Origin of the sequence: Hydrogenophaga crassostreae (assembly GCF_001761385.1) — a bacterium.
Lineage (GTDB): Bacteria > Pseudomonadota > Gammaproteobacteria > Burkholderiales > Burkholderiaceae_C > Hydrogenophaga > Hydrogenophaga crassostreae.
Genome location: NZ_CP017476.1, coordinates 2,471,341 through 2,486,883 on the forward strand (window position 1 = coordinate 2,471,341; position 15,543 = coordinate 2,486,883).

Consider the following 15,543-nt stretch of genomic DNA (forward strand, 5'->3'; position numbering starts at 1 on the left):
CTACGCCTCCACCCGGTAATTGCGCATCAGGCCCGTGTCTTCATGCTCAAGCATGTGGCAGTGGTAAAGAAACAGGCCTGCAAAATCAGCAAAGCGAAGCAACACACGAACCCGCTCGCCGGGCATCACCAGCACCGTGTCCTTCCAGCCATCGTCGACGAAACCGGCCTTGACCGAGTCGTACTCGTCGGAAAACTTGCGCGACACCGATCGCGTTAAAACGCGAAACTGCAGGCCGTGCACGTGCATCGAGTGCGGCATCACCATGCCCATCATCGAGCCGCGGCCTTCGTTGCGGAACTCCCAGATCTCGTTCGTCCCGAGCTTGACGGTTTCGAGCTCGCTGGCGCCGAGCATGTCGAAGCTTTCGCCGTTGATGCCCCAAACCATCATGCCCATGGTCAGCTCGAACACCTTGGGATGGGCGTAGTTGACCGCCATGAGAGGCTCGGCCTTGGCAATCGTGGACAGGCGCGCGGGCGGCGACTCGTCGCGACCCTTGCCATCGCTGACCTTGAACCGCAGCACATCGAACGCCGCGCCGTCGGACAGACTGCCGCCACCGCCCATCATGCTGCCCATGGCTATGCCGCCTTCGAAGGCGAGGCTGCGCAGCGTCGGTTCTGCAGCGCCCGCCCAGCGGCTGAAATTGACCCACAACTCGACCCGTTCGGCCGGTGCCAGCATCACATAGTCACGCTGCAATGGCGCTGCGAGCAAGCCGCCGTCGCTGCCGATCACCGTCAGCGGCGTCTGGTCGCTCCAGGCCAGCTTGAGCGTGCGTGTGTTCGAGGCATTCAGCAGACGCAGGCGGTGAGCCCGACGTTCGACCTCGCGTTGCCGCGGGATGCTGCCGTTGACGAGAACCTGATCACCCAGCACACCCATCATGCCGGCCATCATCGAGCCCATGCCGCCGCCGCCCATCATCCCGCCACTCATCATTCCCCCGCCCATCATGCCGCGGCGTTGTGAGGGCGCATCTTTGCCACCACCCAGATAGACAAACTGGTTGTCGGCATCGAAATTGCGGTCCTGGATCACCAGCGGCAGGTCTTGCGCGCCGGACGGCAGATTGAGCGCAGCCTCTTCGTCGTCGCTGACCAGGAACAGCCCGGCCAACCCGGCATAAACCTGTTTTCCGGTACGACCATGCGGATGTGGATGGAACCAGTAGCTGCCAGCGCGGTTGTCGACCTTGAACTCGTACACATAGCGCGCACCCGGAGCGATCGCGAATCGCGGGTGCCCGTCCATCTCTTCTGGTACATGCAGGCCATGCCAGTGAATGATGGTCGACTCGGGCAGTCCGTTGATGAGATCGATTCGAATCCGCTGACCGCGACGCACGCGGATGATGGGACCGAGGTAGCCACCGGCCGAGGCCTCGAGCGTATGCGGCTCACCGCGCAACAACTTGCTGCGGTAGCGCCAGACCTGGGTCGGTTTGCCAGACCGAATCGACACCTGATCGGGCAGGGCATGCAATTCGATATGGACGTCCACGTCGGCACCTGCCTTGCCTTGCGCAGCCAAGGCGGACGTACCAATGGAGGCCGTGACAACGGCACCGGCGGAACCCAGCAACAACAGGCGGCGTTGGTGGTTCATTTGATTCATTTGGTTCTCCCTTCGTGATTGATTGATCATTCAACAACCGATGCCCGTCATCATCGAGCCGTGCATCACCGCCATGCTCGCGGCGCTCAGCAGCGAGACGCCACCAATGACGGCCAGCACGATGACTGCAATACGTAGCGCTTGAGGTTGAGGTTGAGGTTGATTAGGACTATTCATGTGTGCTCCCATCCTGGGCGATAGCCGTCCAGCTGCGTCCTGCATCCTTGCTCAGAAATACACTGCGCTTGAACGTGGCAATCGTCAGCTCACTGCGACGCACTGGGTTCTGCGCGATGTAGGCCACTGCGTCTTCACTCAGTGCGGGCAGGGTCAGAGTCTCCGGAGCCGATCCGGGTTTGAGCGCGATCCGCATCAGAGATGGCTTGCCGGCGTAGCCGCTGAACCACAGGTGTTGCCCATCGAGATCGAAGGTTGCGGCCAAAACTTGTTGGCCACCAAAAAGCCGATCAAACTTCTCGGCGGCATTCCGAGACAGGTAGAGTCCGTCAGCGGCGCCCGCCGCCACAGTATTGGCTTCGGACGGGTGCACTGCCAGGGTCTTCAACTCTTTACCCAGCCCATCCGCCGCCGCGTGCTTCCATTGCAAGCCATCGTTCATGGTGAAGAAGATGCCAGGCTGATTCATGCGCGAGTTCGCGCCATGATTGACAACGTAGACTGCGTTGGTGCCATAGCTCGCCGCCAATGAGTGGAAGTCAGACTCACCTGACAAGCCAAGATCTTTCCAGCTCTTGCCGCCGTCACTGCTCTTGATCAGTCCGAAAGGGTTGGTCAGCCCCGACCCGGGCGCTGGATGGCCGCTGCTGTAAATAGCGTTGCGGGTGGCCGAGAAGCCCATGTAGTCATGCGCAGGTCCCTCCGCCTTGGACCACTTCCCGTTCTCGAAGACAGCCAGGCCATCGTGGCTGGGAATCAAGATGCGTGCACCGTCGGTGCTGTAAGACAGGCCATGCACATGGGTCAGCGTGACAGATCCGCCAGCATAAGCGCCGGTCGTGGCCATCAATCCGACCAAGAGCCCGCTCATGGTCATGTTGCGAAACACAATTTTGAAGTTCATTTTTTTTCCTATTGGAGGACATTTGTTGTCGGGCCCAAGGTGGCCGGTTGCTGCTTGGCAAGCATCAGCAAGGCAAGTTCAGGCATCGACACGATCAAGATATGTAGGGAGGCGCGAGGCGGTTTGGTCGTTCGAAGAACGGTTTGACGTGCCTCAGCAAGTCCGTGGTCGGAGTTCACGCAGGACTTGGTGTCGCCGACCAGCCAGATTCCACGTGCCCGTGCCACCTGACTACCAGTTCAGGCAGTCAGCACGGGTCAATACGTGATGTCAAATGCGAAAGCAGCAGTGCAGGATCGCGTGCGGAGGATCTGCCTGGGGCGAGGGGCTTTCGGCGGGGCCGACCGCCCGACCTTGCAGCGCATATTGCGCGCTGGGTTCGAAGGTGAAAAAACCGACTACCAGTGCTGGCGCGAGGCTCGGTGCGGGTTTCACATCGACGTTTTGGCTAGAGGACTGACAGTGCCCGACACACATTCCAGGCTGACGAGGATCCAATTTCCAAGCCGAATTTTCCGCCGAAGTCTCACCCACGCCTTTGAGGGCCATCTCGCCCGCTCCCATGCTAATGCCGGATGCGGTTCCGAGGGCTGGCGAATCGGTAGGGCAAGCGTACGAGGCGAGTGCCAGTTGCGCATAGACAAGCGACGCCATCAACAGGATGGCGACGAATCGGCGCAAAGATCGGGAAATCACCATTTCCTATTGATTCTCTGGAATGAAGATTGGTTCCGCATCCCAAGCGAGGTTTCTCAATTGAGTTGAAAATTTATACTGGCCGGGAGGAAGCGAATTTGGAACGCCACTGATGGAATTCCATGGTCTGGCTTTTCGAGCTCCAAATTCTGAACGTCTGAACGCTGCTCGAGGTTGTCGCTGGCGCAGCGAGGTCCGATGAAGTGCAAGCCAAGGACCACAGCAGATGCTACTCGCAGCCGACCTTGAGCCTGAAACTTATCCGGCGCAGCAAGACAACTGCGAAACGTCTTTGGTGAAGGTCTGTGCAGCAAGCTTCAAACCTTCGACCATGGTGAGATAGGGAAACAGCTGGTCAGCCAGATCGTGCACCGTCATTCCGGCTCGAATGGCCACGGCGGCAGTCTGGATCAGTTCACCTGCCTCTGGTGCGACCGCCTGAACACCCAGCAGGCGCCCACTACCGGTTTCAGCCACCATTTTTATGAAGCCGCGCGTATCAAAGTTGGCCAAGGCGCGAGGCACATGCTCCAGTGCCAAAGTCCGGGTTTCAACTGCCATACCCGCCTGGCGCGCCTGCGCCTCGGTGAGGCCAACCGTGGCCACCTGCGGGTCGGTGAAGACGACCGCCGGCATGGCGGACAGGTCCAGTTGCGCATCTCCCCCGAGCATGTTGATGGCGGCTCGGGTGCCGGCAGCGGCTGCCACGTAGACGAATTGGGGTTGGTCCGTGCAGTCCCCCGCCGCATAGATGTTCGAGGCACTGGTCCTCATGCCCGAGTCGACCAGAATCTGGCCGGCATCATTCACGTTCACACCAGCAGCATCAAGCCCGACATCAGTTGTATTCGGCGTGCGGCCAGTGGCGACCAACAACGCGTCCGCGCGCCACTGCTGACCTTTGCCGGTCAGCACGAACTCCCCATCGACATGGGCTGCCAAATCGGCCTGCGTGTGTTCCAGCACTTCAATGCCTTCGGTGCGAAACGCCCCTATCAGTGCTTCTCCAACTGCGGAATCTTCGGCCGACAGCAACCCGTGGCGAGCCAGGATCGTGACCTGGCTGCCCAAGCGGGCGAAGGCCTGAGCCAGTTCGACGGCCACAACCGATGCACCAACAACGAGGAGTCGTGTGGGAATGCGCTCGCACTCGAGCGCCTCTGCCGAAGTCCAGTACGGCGTTCCGGCCAGCCCTTGGATCGGCGGGATGGAAGCACTGGCGCCGGTGGCGATCAGGCAGCGATCGAAGGCCAGCGTGCGCTCGCCTCCATCCAGAAGATCCACCGCAAGATGACTGGCATCCATGAATCGGGCGCGTCCGTGCAGCACTTGAATGGCCGGCGTGTCTCGAAGAATGCCCTCGTACTTGGCCTCACGCAACGCAGTCACCCGCGCCTGTTGCTGGGCCAACAACCGACCACGGTCGATCACCGGTGGCGCGGTTGAGATGCCTTCGTCGAAAGGGCTGTGCCGACGCAGGTGGGCCACATGGGCGGCCCGGATGAAGATCTTTGACGGAACACAACCGACGTTCACGCAGGTACCGCCCAGTACGCCGCGCTCAATCAAGGTCACTCGTGCGCCTTCAGAGGCCGCTTTCAGCGCAGCCGCCATTGCCGCACCGCCGCTGCCGATGATCGCCACACCAAGGCCTTCTCCATCCGGTCCGATGGCGGGTCGTGGTCCCTCATTTCGGCGCGCGGCAGCTTCGCCATTGCCGTGGAGGCTCGATGGCCTCGCTTCAAGTTCGGCGCCATAGCCAGCGCGCGCGACGGCCACGATCAGTTCAGCGGGATCCATCGGCGCGCTGCTTTGCAGCTGCGCCTGGCCTTGCTCGTATGAAACCTTCGCCGAACCGACGCCAGCCACGCCGGTCAGTGCCTTCTCAACATGAGCGGCACATGACATGCAGGTCATGCCCGTGATGTGAAGTGTGTGTGCGTTCATGGGTTGGAATCCCTGGCCCGCTCACCTTGCCGAGCATCGACAGCACAAGCATCATCTTTGCGGCATCGGCGCCATGCCCAATAGGTCAGACCCATGCTGATGATGAGCGCAGGAATCAGGACGAAATCCAACCAACCCGCCAAGGCTGAAAGGCCCACCGCCGTAATGGCAATGAAAAGAATCGGTGTCACGCAGCACAGTGCGAGAAGCACCGAAGACACCACACCGGTGCGGAACCACTGTTGGCTGTTCATGGTTGTTTGGCCAGCGTAGAGGGGTAGCCGGCATTGGTGGTTGCCTGGGTCAGCGCGGTAACGTCCGTCTTGGCGTCGTCAAAGGTCACCGTCGCCTGGCGTTTGTCAAAGTTGACCTCGGCTTTGTCGACGCCTGGCACATTGGCCAACGCCTTCTTCACCGTGATCGGGCATACCGGACAGTCCATGCTTGGAACGGACAGCGTCACCGTCTGCACGGCGGCCCAAGCCGGTGCGGTGGCAAGGCAGATTGAAGCCAAGGCCAGAGAAAACTTGTTCATGATGGATTCCTTTCAGTAAAACCAAGGCGCGATGTAAGGGAACGCGAGTCCGACGAGCACCAATGCGGCGATCGCCCAGAACGCCAGCTTGTAGGCCACCCGCACCTGCGGTATGGCGCAGACCTCTCCCGGCTTGCAGTCCGCAGCAGGGCGAAAAATTCGTCGCCCTGCGAAGAACAACGCGACCAGCGCGAGACCAATGAAAATGGGTCGATACGGCTCCAACGCCGTGAGGTTGGCAATCCATGCCCCACCAATACCCATCGAGAGTAGAACGAGAGGGCCCAGGCAGCAGGCGGATGCCAGGATAGCGGCGACGCCTCCTGCGGCCAGCGCCCCTCGGCTGTCTTGAGCCTTTTCCATGGGTGGATCCTTTTGAGAATGAAGGTTCGATGCAGCCAGCATACTTCCGTACATGGGTACAGAGTCAAGCGGTATGTTTATTGACCATGCCACCTTCGCAACTGGGGAAGACAAGTGGGCTGAATCATCGATGCTGTAAGCTTATTTCCGGACGTAAGTACGGAGTCAAACAGCATGCACTACAAACCTGAGGGCTTCACCATTGGCGCGCTGGCGGCGGCAGCCGATGTGGGTGTCGAGACGATTCGCTTCTATCAACGCAGGGGCTTATTGAACGAGCCCGACCGACCGCCCGGCGGCGTTCGGCGCTACGGCAAGCAGGACGTGGCCCGGGTTCGATTCATCAAGGCTGCCCAGCAGCTTGGATTCAGTCTGGACGAGGTAAACGGCTTGCTGTTGCTCGACGACGGTACCCATTGCGATGACGCGCGCGTCCTGGCTGAACACAAACTCGCCATGGTGAAAGACAAGCTCGCAGGGCTTCGTCAGATTGAGCGGGCATTGAGCGACATGATCAGCCAGTGCAAATCAAGCAGGGGCAATGTTTGCTGCCCGATGATCATGGCGTTGCAATCGTGATGAAGGCTGGCGCCGCTGCCGGCAGACATACCCGAATCGGCCTGCTCTCCAACGCATAGAAGTGACTAAGGCCGATGCAAAGATGGACTGCGGCGTGTCCCTAAAGGTCACATTGACCGTCTGCGGAGCTCGTAAACTCTAGGGAAGTTTCCCGTGTCTGGATCCAATCCGAATGTGAACAATATCGAACACCATTAACAGGATCTGAACGAAAGCCACTAGCCGTGAAACCAACCGTAACCGTTCTGACCGTGGTTTTGACGATAGCTGTCGTCGCTGCAGCCGTCGTCATGATCAAGAAATCTGACGAAAAGGAGAGTCCTTACCGGCTGCATCCGGATGACGCCAGCGTCGTGGCGACAGGCTCGAAGCTCTACGAAATGCACTGTGCGTCATGCCACGGAGCCAATCTTCAAGGGCAATCCGAATGGCGAACTCGCGGCCCGGATGACTTGCTACCCGCTCCACCTCACGATGCCAGCGGCCACACTTGGCATCACGACGACAAGACTCTGTTTCAGATCACCAAGTTGGGCGTTGCAAAAGTGATCGGGGACAGTACCTACAAGTCGGCGATGCCGATCTATGCGGACACCCTCAGCGACCAGCAGATCATTGCTGTACTTTCCTGGATAAAGGCGCAATGGCCGCCAGAAGTTCGTAAGAACAACGATCTGGTGAACACAGATCAGAAATAGCGTCAAAGCCTGTTGGCCAGACAATGTACGGATGCAAGAAACATGATCTCGGCATTGCTCTCAGAATTCGGGACCATGTGACATGTAGGTTACGGCGTTCCCGTAGAGAAACCAGACTGTCCGCTCATGAGCATACCGCCACGGGTACCCCGGTGGCCGGATGAAGGCCAATCGGCATCTACATGCGATGTGCTTCAAACACGATCCCGTTGGCTTGCTGAATCTCTCGAACAAACCTAACAATCTGCTGTACCTCTTGATCCGTCACCGTGGGCTGCGCAGGCATATCACCGAAACGCCAGTGGTGCTGGCGAACACCGTTGCGCGCAGCACGCATGAAGGCCTCGTCGGCATGGTGCCCAGGGTTATAGACGGGATTGAGGAACGACGGCCCTTTGTCCGTGCCACTGCCGAATGCACCGTGACATTTGGCGCAAGTAGCTTCGTAGGCGCGCTGGCCTGCCACAGCCATAGGCGACAACGCAGGGACCTTGATTCCCTTGGCAGAGGGCGGTAAATCCTGGATGCGCTGAGACCAAGCCAGTCCAGCACTTGCAACCAGTGCCAATGACAACGTGGCCAAGCCGATTTTTGTTGAGGTTTTCATTCATATCTCCATGCAACGATGCCGCCATCGAATTGACCAGAGCTTCAAAAGCGTGCCATTGATCCCCAAGCAAGAAAGCTCAATGGACTTGCAGATTGCGCGCCCATCAAACGGGTGTGGCGCAATCTGCAGAAATGGTCAAACTGTGATCGGCTGCGACACAGAAGGCAGGGTGATCTTTACTGAACGTTGACTTTTCCGACCATTCCCGCTTCAATGTGCCCGGGGATCAAGCAGGCGAAATCGACTGCACCCGCTTGGGTGAATTTCCAGACCAAGCCACCGCGTTGACCAGGCTGTAGCGTGACCATATTTGCTTCAGCGTGCTGCATGCCAGGCATCTTCTGCATCATGGCAGCGTGTTCCTTCAGCTCGGGTATGCTTCCGATGACCATTTCGTGCGGCACCTTGCCACCATTCTTCACGAAGAACCGGATGGTCTCACCCGCTTTGACATTGATCTGGCCGGGTGTGAATCGCATGGTGTCATCCATCGAAAGTTCAATCGTTCGATCGACCTTAGAGGCATCCCCTGCTTGACCAATGGCTGAATCATGATCCGCTTCTATCTTCATGCCGGCCATGCCTTTGTGGGATGCATCCGCGTCACCTGAAACGGCATGGGTGCCCCCTGCCATAGCGAAGACTGGGACGGTTGCGAGAATCAAGGTTGAGAGTGTTTTGTACATATTGTTCCTAGGATCGGATTGAGAGAGTTGAGAGAAAGCTACGAGTTGAGGTGACGAAAAGGAGAAGCAGAGTTAGAACCAAAAACGAACACCTGCCACCCAGCGGGTGCCGCCAGTGGATGCGCCTTCAGAGCGCGCGATATCGGCGGTCTTGCCAAAGAGGGCCGTGCGCTCCACTCCTACATAGGGAGCGAACTGGCGGCTGATTTCGTACCGAAGGCGCAAGCCAGCTGCAGCATTCGAAAAGCCGCGACCGATCCCTCTTGCCAAGTCGTCTTTTCCGTAGATATTGACTTCGGCACTGGGTTGAAGAATCAATCTCTGGGTGAGGAGAAGTTCGTATTCGGCACCGAGGCGCAGGGCCGTTCGGCCACCGTTACCTACATATGCTGCAGCGTCGACCTCGAACCAGTAAGGGGCCAAACCTTGCACGCCGAAAGCCAGCCACCCACGGTCGGGTCCGGTGCCGTGGTCGATGCGCGCTCCTGCCTGGGCGTCCCAGTGGGTGGCAATAGAACGGCTCCAAAGCGCTTCTGTGCGCGAATCTTCAATTTTGCCATTCGCTACCTCACCCTCGGCCTTCAGCACGAATCGGTTGTAGTCTCGGCCAAACCATGCTTGCGCGTCGTATGCGGTCGTGCCATCCCCTTTGCTCAGTCCATGCTCGAGGGTGTTGAACATGACAGACGCAAAGTTGTGTTCATCGGCCAGTCGCAGTTGACGCGGGCCTGGAAGCGCGTAAGGACCGTCTTCCAAGGTGTAGCCGCCTGAGTAGGCATGGGGGTCTCTGGCATCTGCCGGAGCACTTCCCCCTTGCATTTGCATATCGCCATGGTCCATGGCGCCCATGTCTCCAGAGCTGGCCTTTTCAGCGGAGGCACCACCATGGTTCATCCCCTTCATCGAACCGGCAGATTCAGCAGGTGTGCCTTGGCCCATCTTGCTGTGATCCATGCCCTTCATATCGGGCAAGGCCATACGGGCCATCGACTCAGGCTTCTTTTCTATCAGCGCGGCTGTGGCGGCTTCGGGCATGTTGTGGCCCGCCATCGAGTTCGTTGTTTGTGCGAGCGTTGGGCCCGCTCCAACTGCGGCAATTGCCAGCAACATCCATTTGGACTTCTTGTTCATCTATCAGCTTTCGTTCTGTATTGATGGGTTAGGCGACGAGCACTTCGCGGAACATGCCCGCTTCCATGTGGAACATCAGGTGGCAATGCCAGGCCCATCGGCCCATCGCGTCTGCCGTCACTAGGAAGCTGACGCGTTGTGCGGGCTGCACCGGGATGGTGTGCCGCCGCGCCTGAAACTTTCCATCTGGCGTTTCCAGTTCGCTCCACATGCCGTGCATGTGCATGGGGTGGGTCATCATGGTGTCGTTGTGCAAGATCACCCGAACCCGTTCGCCATAGTTGAATTTCACGGGCGTCGATTGACCAAACTCCAGCCCATCAAAGGACCAGGTGTAGCGCTCCATGTTGCCTGTCAGGTGCAACTCGACCTCGCGCTCGGCACCCCGTGGATCCAAAGGGCCTCCAATGGTGTGAAGGTCGGACAGCGTCAGTACACGCCGGCCGTTGTCCCGAAGGCCGATACCAGGATCGTCAAGGTTGGTCCGCGCCATGCCCACCCGCATGTCGGTGCTTGCGCCGTATTCGGTACGGGCATGGCGGGCTTGGGTGCTTGGCGCTGCAAGCGATCCGCCACCAGGCATCGCATGCTTGCTGTGGTCCATGGCCATGGCGCCATGGTTCATTCCAGCCATGCCCTGCATGTCCTGTGCGCCACCGCCCATTTTCATTTGCGCGCCATCAGACATGCCTGCCATGCCAGCCATGCCTGCCATTCCACCCATGTTGCCGCCCATCGAGCCCATCATGTCCGCCATCGTCAACCACTGAGGCTTGTCCGGTTGGGGTACCGGTGCGTCGAGACCAACACGGGTCGCCAGCGTACCTCGCGCATAGCCAGAGCGGTCCATCGACTGAGCAAAAATGGTGTGTGCGTCGTCGGTTGGCTCCACCAAGACGTCGTAGGTCTCACCTGGTCCAAAACGGAATTCATCGACTGTCACGGGCTCTACGTTCACACCGTCGGCCTGTACCACGGTCAGTTTGAGGCCGGGTATACGAACGTCATAGAAAGAATTGCCGGCACCATTGATGAACCGCAGGCGAACGCGCTCTCCTTTGCGAAACAGCCCAGTCCAGTTGCCAGCGGGGGTCGCACCATTCATCAGGAAGGTCAGCGTGTCTGCTGAGAGATCTGCAAGATCGGTGGGGTTCATCCGCATGTTGTTCCACATCTTTCGGCGGCTGACCGCTGCGCTTACTCCATTTTGAGAGGCGTCCCGAAAGAAATCGACAGCGGTTGGCTGCAGCCTGTTGTAGTAGTCGCCTTGGACCTTCAGTTTTGCGAAAACCCGCATAGGATCTTCGTCGGTCCAATCGGACAAGAGAACCACGTGATCTCGATCAGCGCGAATGGCGTTTCCATTCGCCGGCTCGACGATGATCGCGCCATACATGCCGGTCAATTCCTGCATGGCTGAGTGGGAGTGGTACCAGTAGGTGCCGCTCTGTTCGACTTTGAATCGGTAGGTGAACGTCTCACCGGCCGGAATCCCAGGGAAACTGATGCCGGGCACGCCGTCCATTTGGTAGGGAAGAATGATCCCGTGCCAGTGAATGGAGGTGGTTTCGCGAAGCCTGTTGGTGACACGAATAGTGACGGTGTCACCCTCACGCCAGCGAAGCGTTGGCGCTGGAATAGACCCGTTGATGGTGGTTGCCATGCGCGGGTTGCCGGTGAAGTTGACCGCAGATTCGGCAATTTCAAGGTTGAATTCGGTCCCGTCTAAAACGGGTGCGCCGCCGGCTGACTTCTTTGCTTCTTGAGACCAGCCCATTGCGGGAAGCGAGCCCATCCCCAGCAGCACGCCACCGGATGCAAGCCCTTGAACAAATTTTCGGCGTTTTGGGCTGGATAGCAGGTATGGATTTTTCGCTTGGAGCTTCATTGAGGGTGTCCTTTGTTTACACATCTGGCACCTTGCTCTGCAATGAAGAGACACTTCATTCAGACCAGCGGTGCAACTGATAGGAGTGAAGCTTATGAAGTCGCCGCTATCAGTGGGGTGACGCTCAAATTACAGAATTGACATCTTGAATTTTCTTGTGGTGAGAGGGTTTCTGTGAAGCCACCTCGAAAACTTGTACCAGCCGGGAGTAGAGAGTTCCAACCAACGGAGTCTCTATATGAAGAAATCAAGATTCAGTGAAAGCCAGATCGTGGCGATCCTCAAAGAAGTCGAACTGGGGGGCAAGGTCGGTGAGACGTGCAGGAAGCACGGCATCAGCGACCCCACTTACTACAAGTGGAAGAACCAGTACGCTGGCATGAGCGTGTCGCACCTGGCGCAGATGCGAGAGTTGCAGGATGAGAACGCCAAGCTCAAACGCATGTACGCCGATTTGGCCCTGATGCACAACGCCCTGAAGGATGTTGTCGAGCGAAAGCTCTGACCCCGCAGCGTCGCGAGATGGTCGTGCAATCCTTGATGAGCGACCACGGCATGAGTGAGCGCAGGGCATGCAAGCCCAGTGGTCTGGCCCGTTCGACTTTGCGCTACAGACCCGTGCCACGTGACGACTGCGGGGTGATCAACTTCATTCAAAACCATCTGGCCATCAACCCACGCCATGGCTTTGACCTGTTGTACGCCACAGCCCGCCATCAGAAGCAGCCTTGGGGCAAGACCGTGTTGTGGCGTGTGTACTGCGAGCTGCGGATGAACTTGCCCAGGCGCGGCAAGAAGCGGCTGCCTGCCCGAATCAGACAGCCATTGGAGGCGGCCGGCCAACCCAATCAGGGCTGGAGTTGCGACTTCATGTCGGATGCATTGTGGTCAGGACGGCGGTTCCGCACCTTCAACGTCATCGACGAGTTCAACCGCGAGTGCCTGCGTATCGAGGTCGACACCAGCTTGCCCGCAGCACGGGTCATCCGGGCTCTGGATGAACTGGTCGAGCTGCGTGGTGCGCCGCAGTCCATCCGCATGGACAACGTACTAAATGCAAGAGGTGTTCCGACAAACGGCAACAGCATCGTGCACCGGTCTGGCGGCACAGATCGGTGAATGACAAAGAGCAATGAGCAGAATCAGCGACGCGGTTCCGCCGCATAAGGGAGCCTCGGTTAACCATAGTGGAAACAAGATTCACGACGCCATCGGCGTGATCTTCACCGTACCTAAAACAGCGTAGGCAGCCCAGCGGAAGGTCCGAGCATTATCTAAGGGGTCCCCGACCTAAGTCGGCGCCCCGACGGCCCTGTTGAGAGGGATCGATCCGCTGGGCAAACTCTGCTCGAAGAACTGGCGGTAGGGCTGGTTCTTCTTGATCATTCCGTACGCCACGCGCGCCATCTTGGCTGCCACGGCCGTGAGCGCTATGCGCTTGAGGTCCGGGTCCTTGGGGTTGCTGCTGACGTATCGGTCGTACTTCTCACGAAACGAGTTCTCGCGCGCTCGGATCGCGACAACGGCGGCCAGCCAGAAGGCCAGCCGCAGACGGGCATTGCCCCGCTTGGAGAGCCTCTCTCGGCCGCGCTGCACACCCGACTGGCTCTTGGCCAGATCAAAGCCACAGTACTTCAGAAACTGCCGGTGATGCCCAAACCGGCGCAGATTGCCGGCCTCGGCGAGGATGGTCAGCGCGTTGATGGGTCCAACACCCGGCAGAGACATCAGGTTGATGTAGTCCGCATCGCTGGCCAGCAGGTTCTGAGCCTGTTCTTCGAGCTGGCGGCGCAGGTCATTGAGGTGCTGATAGTGGCGCAGCGTGAACAGAAAGGTCTGGACAGCGACGCTTTGTGGATCGTGCGGCAGTGCCCCGGAGTCTGCGCAGCATTCCCAGACCTCAGTGAGCTTGGCCACGCGATGAACGCGGCGACCGACCACTGGCGAGGCCAGTTCGATGAATTCCTGGCAGGTGTATCGGCGCACATGGGCAGGGGTGGGGAACTCGATCATGAACTTCACCCACCATTCGTTGCGTGTGCTGGTCCAGTACTTGTGCATCTCGGGGAAGTACAGCGGCACGTGGTGGTTGATGATCGCGTGCTGTACCTTGGTTCTGGCGCGGCTGATCTGGTAGTAGGTCTTGGACAGCTCCTGGATGTCGTGATGGCCGGCCAGCATGGGATCGACGTACCGCTGAGTGCGACCTTGCTTGAGCATCTCCAGGATGACCGCGGCATCCTTGGGGTCGTTCTTGTCCCAGGAATTGAACATCGCCTCTCGGAACCGGGACTGGGCCACAGAAGAGATCGAAACAACCTCAAAGCCCGATGTGAGCAGCCGGTGTGCGATCGGGCGGTGGTAGTCGCCGGTGGGCTCCAAAGCTACGAGGCAGCGACCACCCAGGCCGCGCAGGAAATCAATCAGACTTTGCATGTCTGCAGCGCTGTTGGACATGCGAAATCGGTGTCGTTGACCCGATGCAGTCTCAACAAGGACAGCGTTCCAGTAGCGGGCTACGTCTATTGCAACCCAGTGCAGTGCGGCGATAGGATGGTTCGTGTTAGCCATTGGGGTGGTCTCCTTCGGAAGTCAGCGATCCCAAGGATGCTTGCTGCCGGCAGTGGCTGACAACCACTATGCATTTACTACGGGCCCGAGTTCATTGCCCATGCCTTGGCGCAGTGGGCCGAGTCCAAGGGCATTGCCCTCAACCACATCCAACCCGGCAAACCCACCCAGAACGCCTATGTGGAACGCTTCAACAAGACTTACCGCACCGAGGTGCTGGACTGCTACGTGTTCGATTCCTTGCAGGAGGTCAGAGACATGACGGCCGATTGGCTGCACCGATACAACCACCAGCGACCGCATGAGTCACTGGGCCGGATCCCGCCTGTCGAATACCGTGTGAAACAATTCCCCAACCTCTACTTTTGACTGGCTCAGGAAATCAAGGTGGCTTCATCTGCTATCGGGTTCGCAAGCACCTCATGCGGTGAATGAGCTTGGGCACAGTCGCCAGAGTTGTGAGCTACATCACTCAACAGTCCAAGAGCTGCCTGCCAGCCATTTCATGGCTAGAACATCCAGGTCGCTTGATTCAATTCGGGTTGGCCGTAATGACCGTCAAGTTGGACATGCATTTGAAGCCGCATCGTGCCCGACCTGGGTGAACACTTGGCCATGAAGATTCAGCAAAACTTCCCTTGGCGCTTGCGTTCATCCTGAAAGGGAAGAGTAGCAAGCCCTACCCCCGATCGCCAAAGTGGTCAAGCAGTTGACGCATCTGTAATTTCTCAGAAGGCCTTCTGAAAGGCTGATCTTTCTAAAGTACGTCTTGTACCGTTTGGTACGGAAGAGGCAGCACACGCAGCCTATGAAAACCCGAAGGAAACACCATGAAACTGAAAAACTCTCTTCTCATCTTGGCCATTGCCGCTGCACCAGTCTTCGCCATGGACGCTCAACCCTCCAACTTGAGCAAAACTGTGCCCCTCAAAGGCGGCGAAACACTTTATGTCTTCAAGGACGGCCGCATGGCCAAAGCCAACAAATTTGGCCGCCCGGTGTACCTCAAGCCAGGCGAAATGTTGGCTCCAGTCGAAGGTCAACCAATTGCCGCAGTGGGCAACGAAATCGCCCAACTTTCCGTCTTGATTCGAAAGGGTCACGCCAACTGATCAATTGGGGTCGAGGCAACTTTAGG

At 58.4% G+C, this 15,543-nt stretch carries 18 protein-coding genes and 1 pseudogene; 6 read left to right on the forward strand and 13 right to left on the reverse strand.

Going from position 1 to position 15,543, the window contains the following annotated elements:
* The 8 genes from LPB072_RS11385 to merT form a co-directional block, all read right to left on the reverse strand.
* Entirely contained in the window at positions 1-1,620 is a 1,620-nt protein-coding gene (locus LPB072_RS11385) for a multicopper oxidase family protein (protein ID WP_231943490.1), read from the reverse strand.
* A 30-nt stretch (positions 1,621-1,650) separates the two neighbouring features.
* A complete protein-coding gene (locus LPB072_RS23440) occupies positions 1,651-1,797 on the reverse strand; it encodes a hypothetical protein (RefSeq protein WP_157559292.1) in 147 nt (48 codons plus the stop codon).
* Positions 1,790-2,701: a F510_1955 family glycosylhydrolase gene (locus tag LPB072_RS11390; protein WP_066089668.1), complete on the reverse strand. Its 912-nt coding sequence runs from the start codon at positions 2,699-2,701 to the stop codon at positions 1,790-1,792. The genes LPB072_RS23440 and LPB072_RS11390 overlap by 8 nt, the downstream gene beginning before the upstream one ends.
* Positions 2,702-2,971: 270 nt before the next feature.
* Positions 2,972-3,400, reverse strand: a complete 429-nt coding sequence (locus LPB072_RS11395) for a hypothetical protein (protein WP_066089671.1) — start codon at positions 3,398-3,400, stop codon at positions 2,972-2,974.
* 255 nt (positions 3,401-3,655) lie between these two features.
* On the reverse strand, positions 3,656-5,344 hold the full coding sequence (gene merA / locus LPB072_RS11400; RefSeq protein WP_066089673.1) for a mercury(II) reductase: 1,689 nt from the start codon (positions 5,342-5,344) through the stop codon (positions 3,656-3,658).
* Positions 5,341-5,598, reverse strand: coding sequence for a mercury resistance system transport protein MerF (gene merF, locus LPB072_RS11405; RefSeq protein WP_066089676.1), 258 nt, complete (start codon positions 5,596-5,598; stop codon positions 5,341-5,343). Before merF ends, merA begins: the two co-directional genes overlap by 4 nt.
* Positions 5,595-5,879 (reverse strand): mercury resistance system periplasmic binding protein MerP, encoded by a 285-nt coding sequence (gene merP, locus LPB072_RS11410; protein WP_066089679.1) that lies wholly within the window; start codon positions 5,877-5,879, stop codon positions 5,595-5,597. The genes merF and merP overlap by 4 nt, the downstream gene beginning before the upstream one ends.
* Before the next feature lie 12 nt (positions 5,880-5,891).
* Positions 5,892-6,242 carry a mercuric ion transporter MerT gene (gene merT, locus LPB072_RS11415; RefSeq protein ID WP_066089681.1) on the reverse strand — a complete coding sequence of 117 codons (351 nt, stop codon included), beginning with the start codon at positions 6,240-6,242 and terminating at the stop codon, positions 5,892-5,894.
* A gap of 174 nt (positions 6,243-6,416) precedes the next feature.
* Here merT and merR point away from each other — a divergent pair, with 174 nt between their 5' ends.
* Positions 6,417-6,821, forward strand: a complete 405-nt coding sequence (merR, locus tag LPB072_RS11420; RefSeq protein WP_066089684.1) for an Hg(II)-responsive transcriptional regulator — start codon at positions 6,417-6,419, stop codon at positions 6,819-6,821.
* Positions 6,822-7,045: 224 nt separating this feature from the next.
* Positions 7,046-7,519, forward strand: coding sequence for a c-type cytochrome (locus LPB072_RS11425; RefSeq protein WP_066089687.1), 474 nt, complete (start codon positions 7,046-7,048; stop codon positions 7,517-7,519).
* A gap of 178 nt (positions 7,520-7,697) precedes the next feature.
* Here LPB072_RS11425 and LPB072_RS11430 read toward each other — a convergent pair whose 3' ends face one another.
* The 4 genes from LPB072_RS11430 to LPB072_RS11445 all read right to left on the reverse strand — a co-directional run bounded on the left by LPB072_RS11430 (position 7,698) and on the right by LPB072_RS11445 (position 11,834).
* Positions 7,698-8,126 carry a c-type cytochrome gene (locus LPB072_RS11430; protein ID WP_066089691.1) on the reverse strand — a complete coding sequence of 143 codons (429 nt, stop codon included), beginning with the start codon at positions 8,124-8,126 and terminating at the stop codon, positions 7,698-7,700.
* Between the two features lie 179 nt (positions 8,127-8,305).
* Positions 8,306-8,815 carry a cupredoxin domain-containing protein gene (locus LPB072_RS11435; RefSeq protein ID WP_066089695.1) on the reverse strand — a complete coding sequence of 170 codons (510 nt, stop codon included), beginning with the start codon at positions 8,813-8,815 and terminating at the stop codon, positions 8,306-8,308.
* A 72-nt stretch (positions 8,816-8,887) separates the two neighbouring features.
* A complete protein-coding gene (locus LPB072_RS11440; RefSeq protein ID WP_407927807.1) occupies positions 8,888-9,850 on the reverse strand; it encodes a copper resistance protein B in 963 nt (320 codons plus the stop codon).
* A gap of 124 nt (positions 9,851-9,974) precedes the next feature.
* Positions 9,975-11,834 carry a copper resistance system multicopper oxidase gene (locus LPB072_RS11445; RefSeq protein WP_066089698.1) on the reverse strand — a complete coding sequence of 620 codons (1,860 nt, stop codon included), beginning with the start codon at positions 11,832-11,834 and terminating at the stop codon, positions 9,975-9,977.
* A gap of 238 nt (positions 11,835-12,072) precedes the next feature.
* Between LPB072_RS11445 and LPB072_RS11450 the strand changes: the two genes are divergently transcribed.
* Both LPB072_RS11450 and LPB072_RS11455 read left to right on the forward strand, forming a co-directional pair.
* Positions 12,073-12,339, forward strand: coding sequence for a transposase (locus LPB072_RS11450; protein ID WP_066089702.1), 267 nt, complete (start codon positions 12,073-12,075; stop codon positions 12,337-12,339).
* 35 nt (positions 12,340-12,374) lie between these two features.
* Positions 12,375-12,953, forward strand: a complete 579-nt coding sequence (locus tag LPB072_RS11455; protein WP_157559293.1) for a DDE-type integrase/transposase/recombinase — start codon at positions 12,375-12,377, stop codon at positions 12,951-12,953.
* A 171-nt stretch (positions 12,954-13,124) separates the two neighbouring features.
* Here LPB072_RS11455 and LPB072_RS11460 read toward each other — a convergent pair whose 3' ends face one another.
* Positions 13,125-14,405 carry an IS110 family RNA-guided transposase gene (locus tag LPB072_RS11460; protein ID WP_066089704.1) on the reverse strand — a complete coding sequence of 427 codons (1,281 nt, stop codon included), beginning with the start codon at positions 14,403-14,405 and terminating at the stop codon, positions 13,125-13,127.
* Between the two features lie 81 nt (positions 14,406-14,486).
* Here LPB072_RS11460 and LPB072_RS11465 point away from each other — a divergent pair.
* Together LPB072_RS11465 and LPB072_RS11470 are read left to right on the forward strand one after the other, a co-directional pair.
* Positions 14,487-14,741 (forward strand): annotated as a pseudogene (locus LPB072_RS11465) (integrase core domain-containing protein); the annotation flags it as partial.
* 494 nt (positions 14,742-15,235) lie between these two features.
* Positions 15,236-15,517 carry a CopK family periplasmic copper-binding protein gene (locus LPB072_RS11470; RefSeq protein WP_082876882.1) on the forward strand — a complete coding sequence of 94 codons (282 nt, stop codon included), beginning with the start codon at positions 15,236-15,238 and terminating at the stop codon, positions 15,515-15,517.
* Positions 15,518-15,543: the final 26 nt, after the last annotated feature.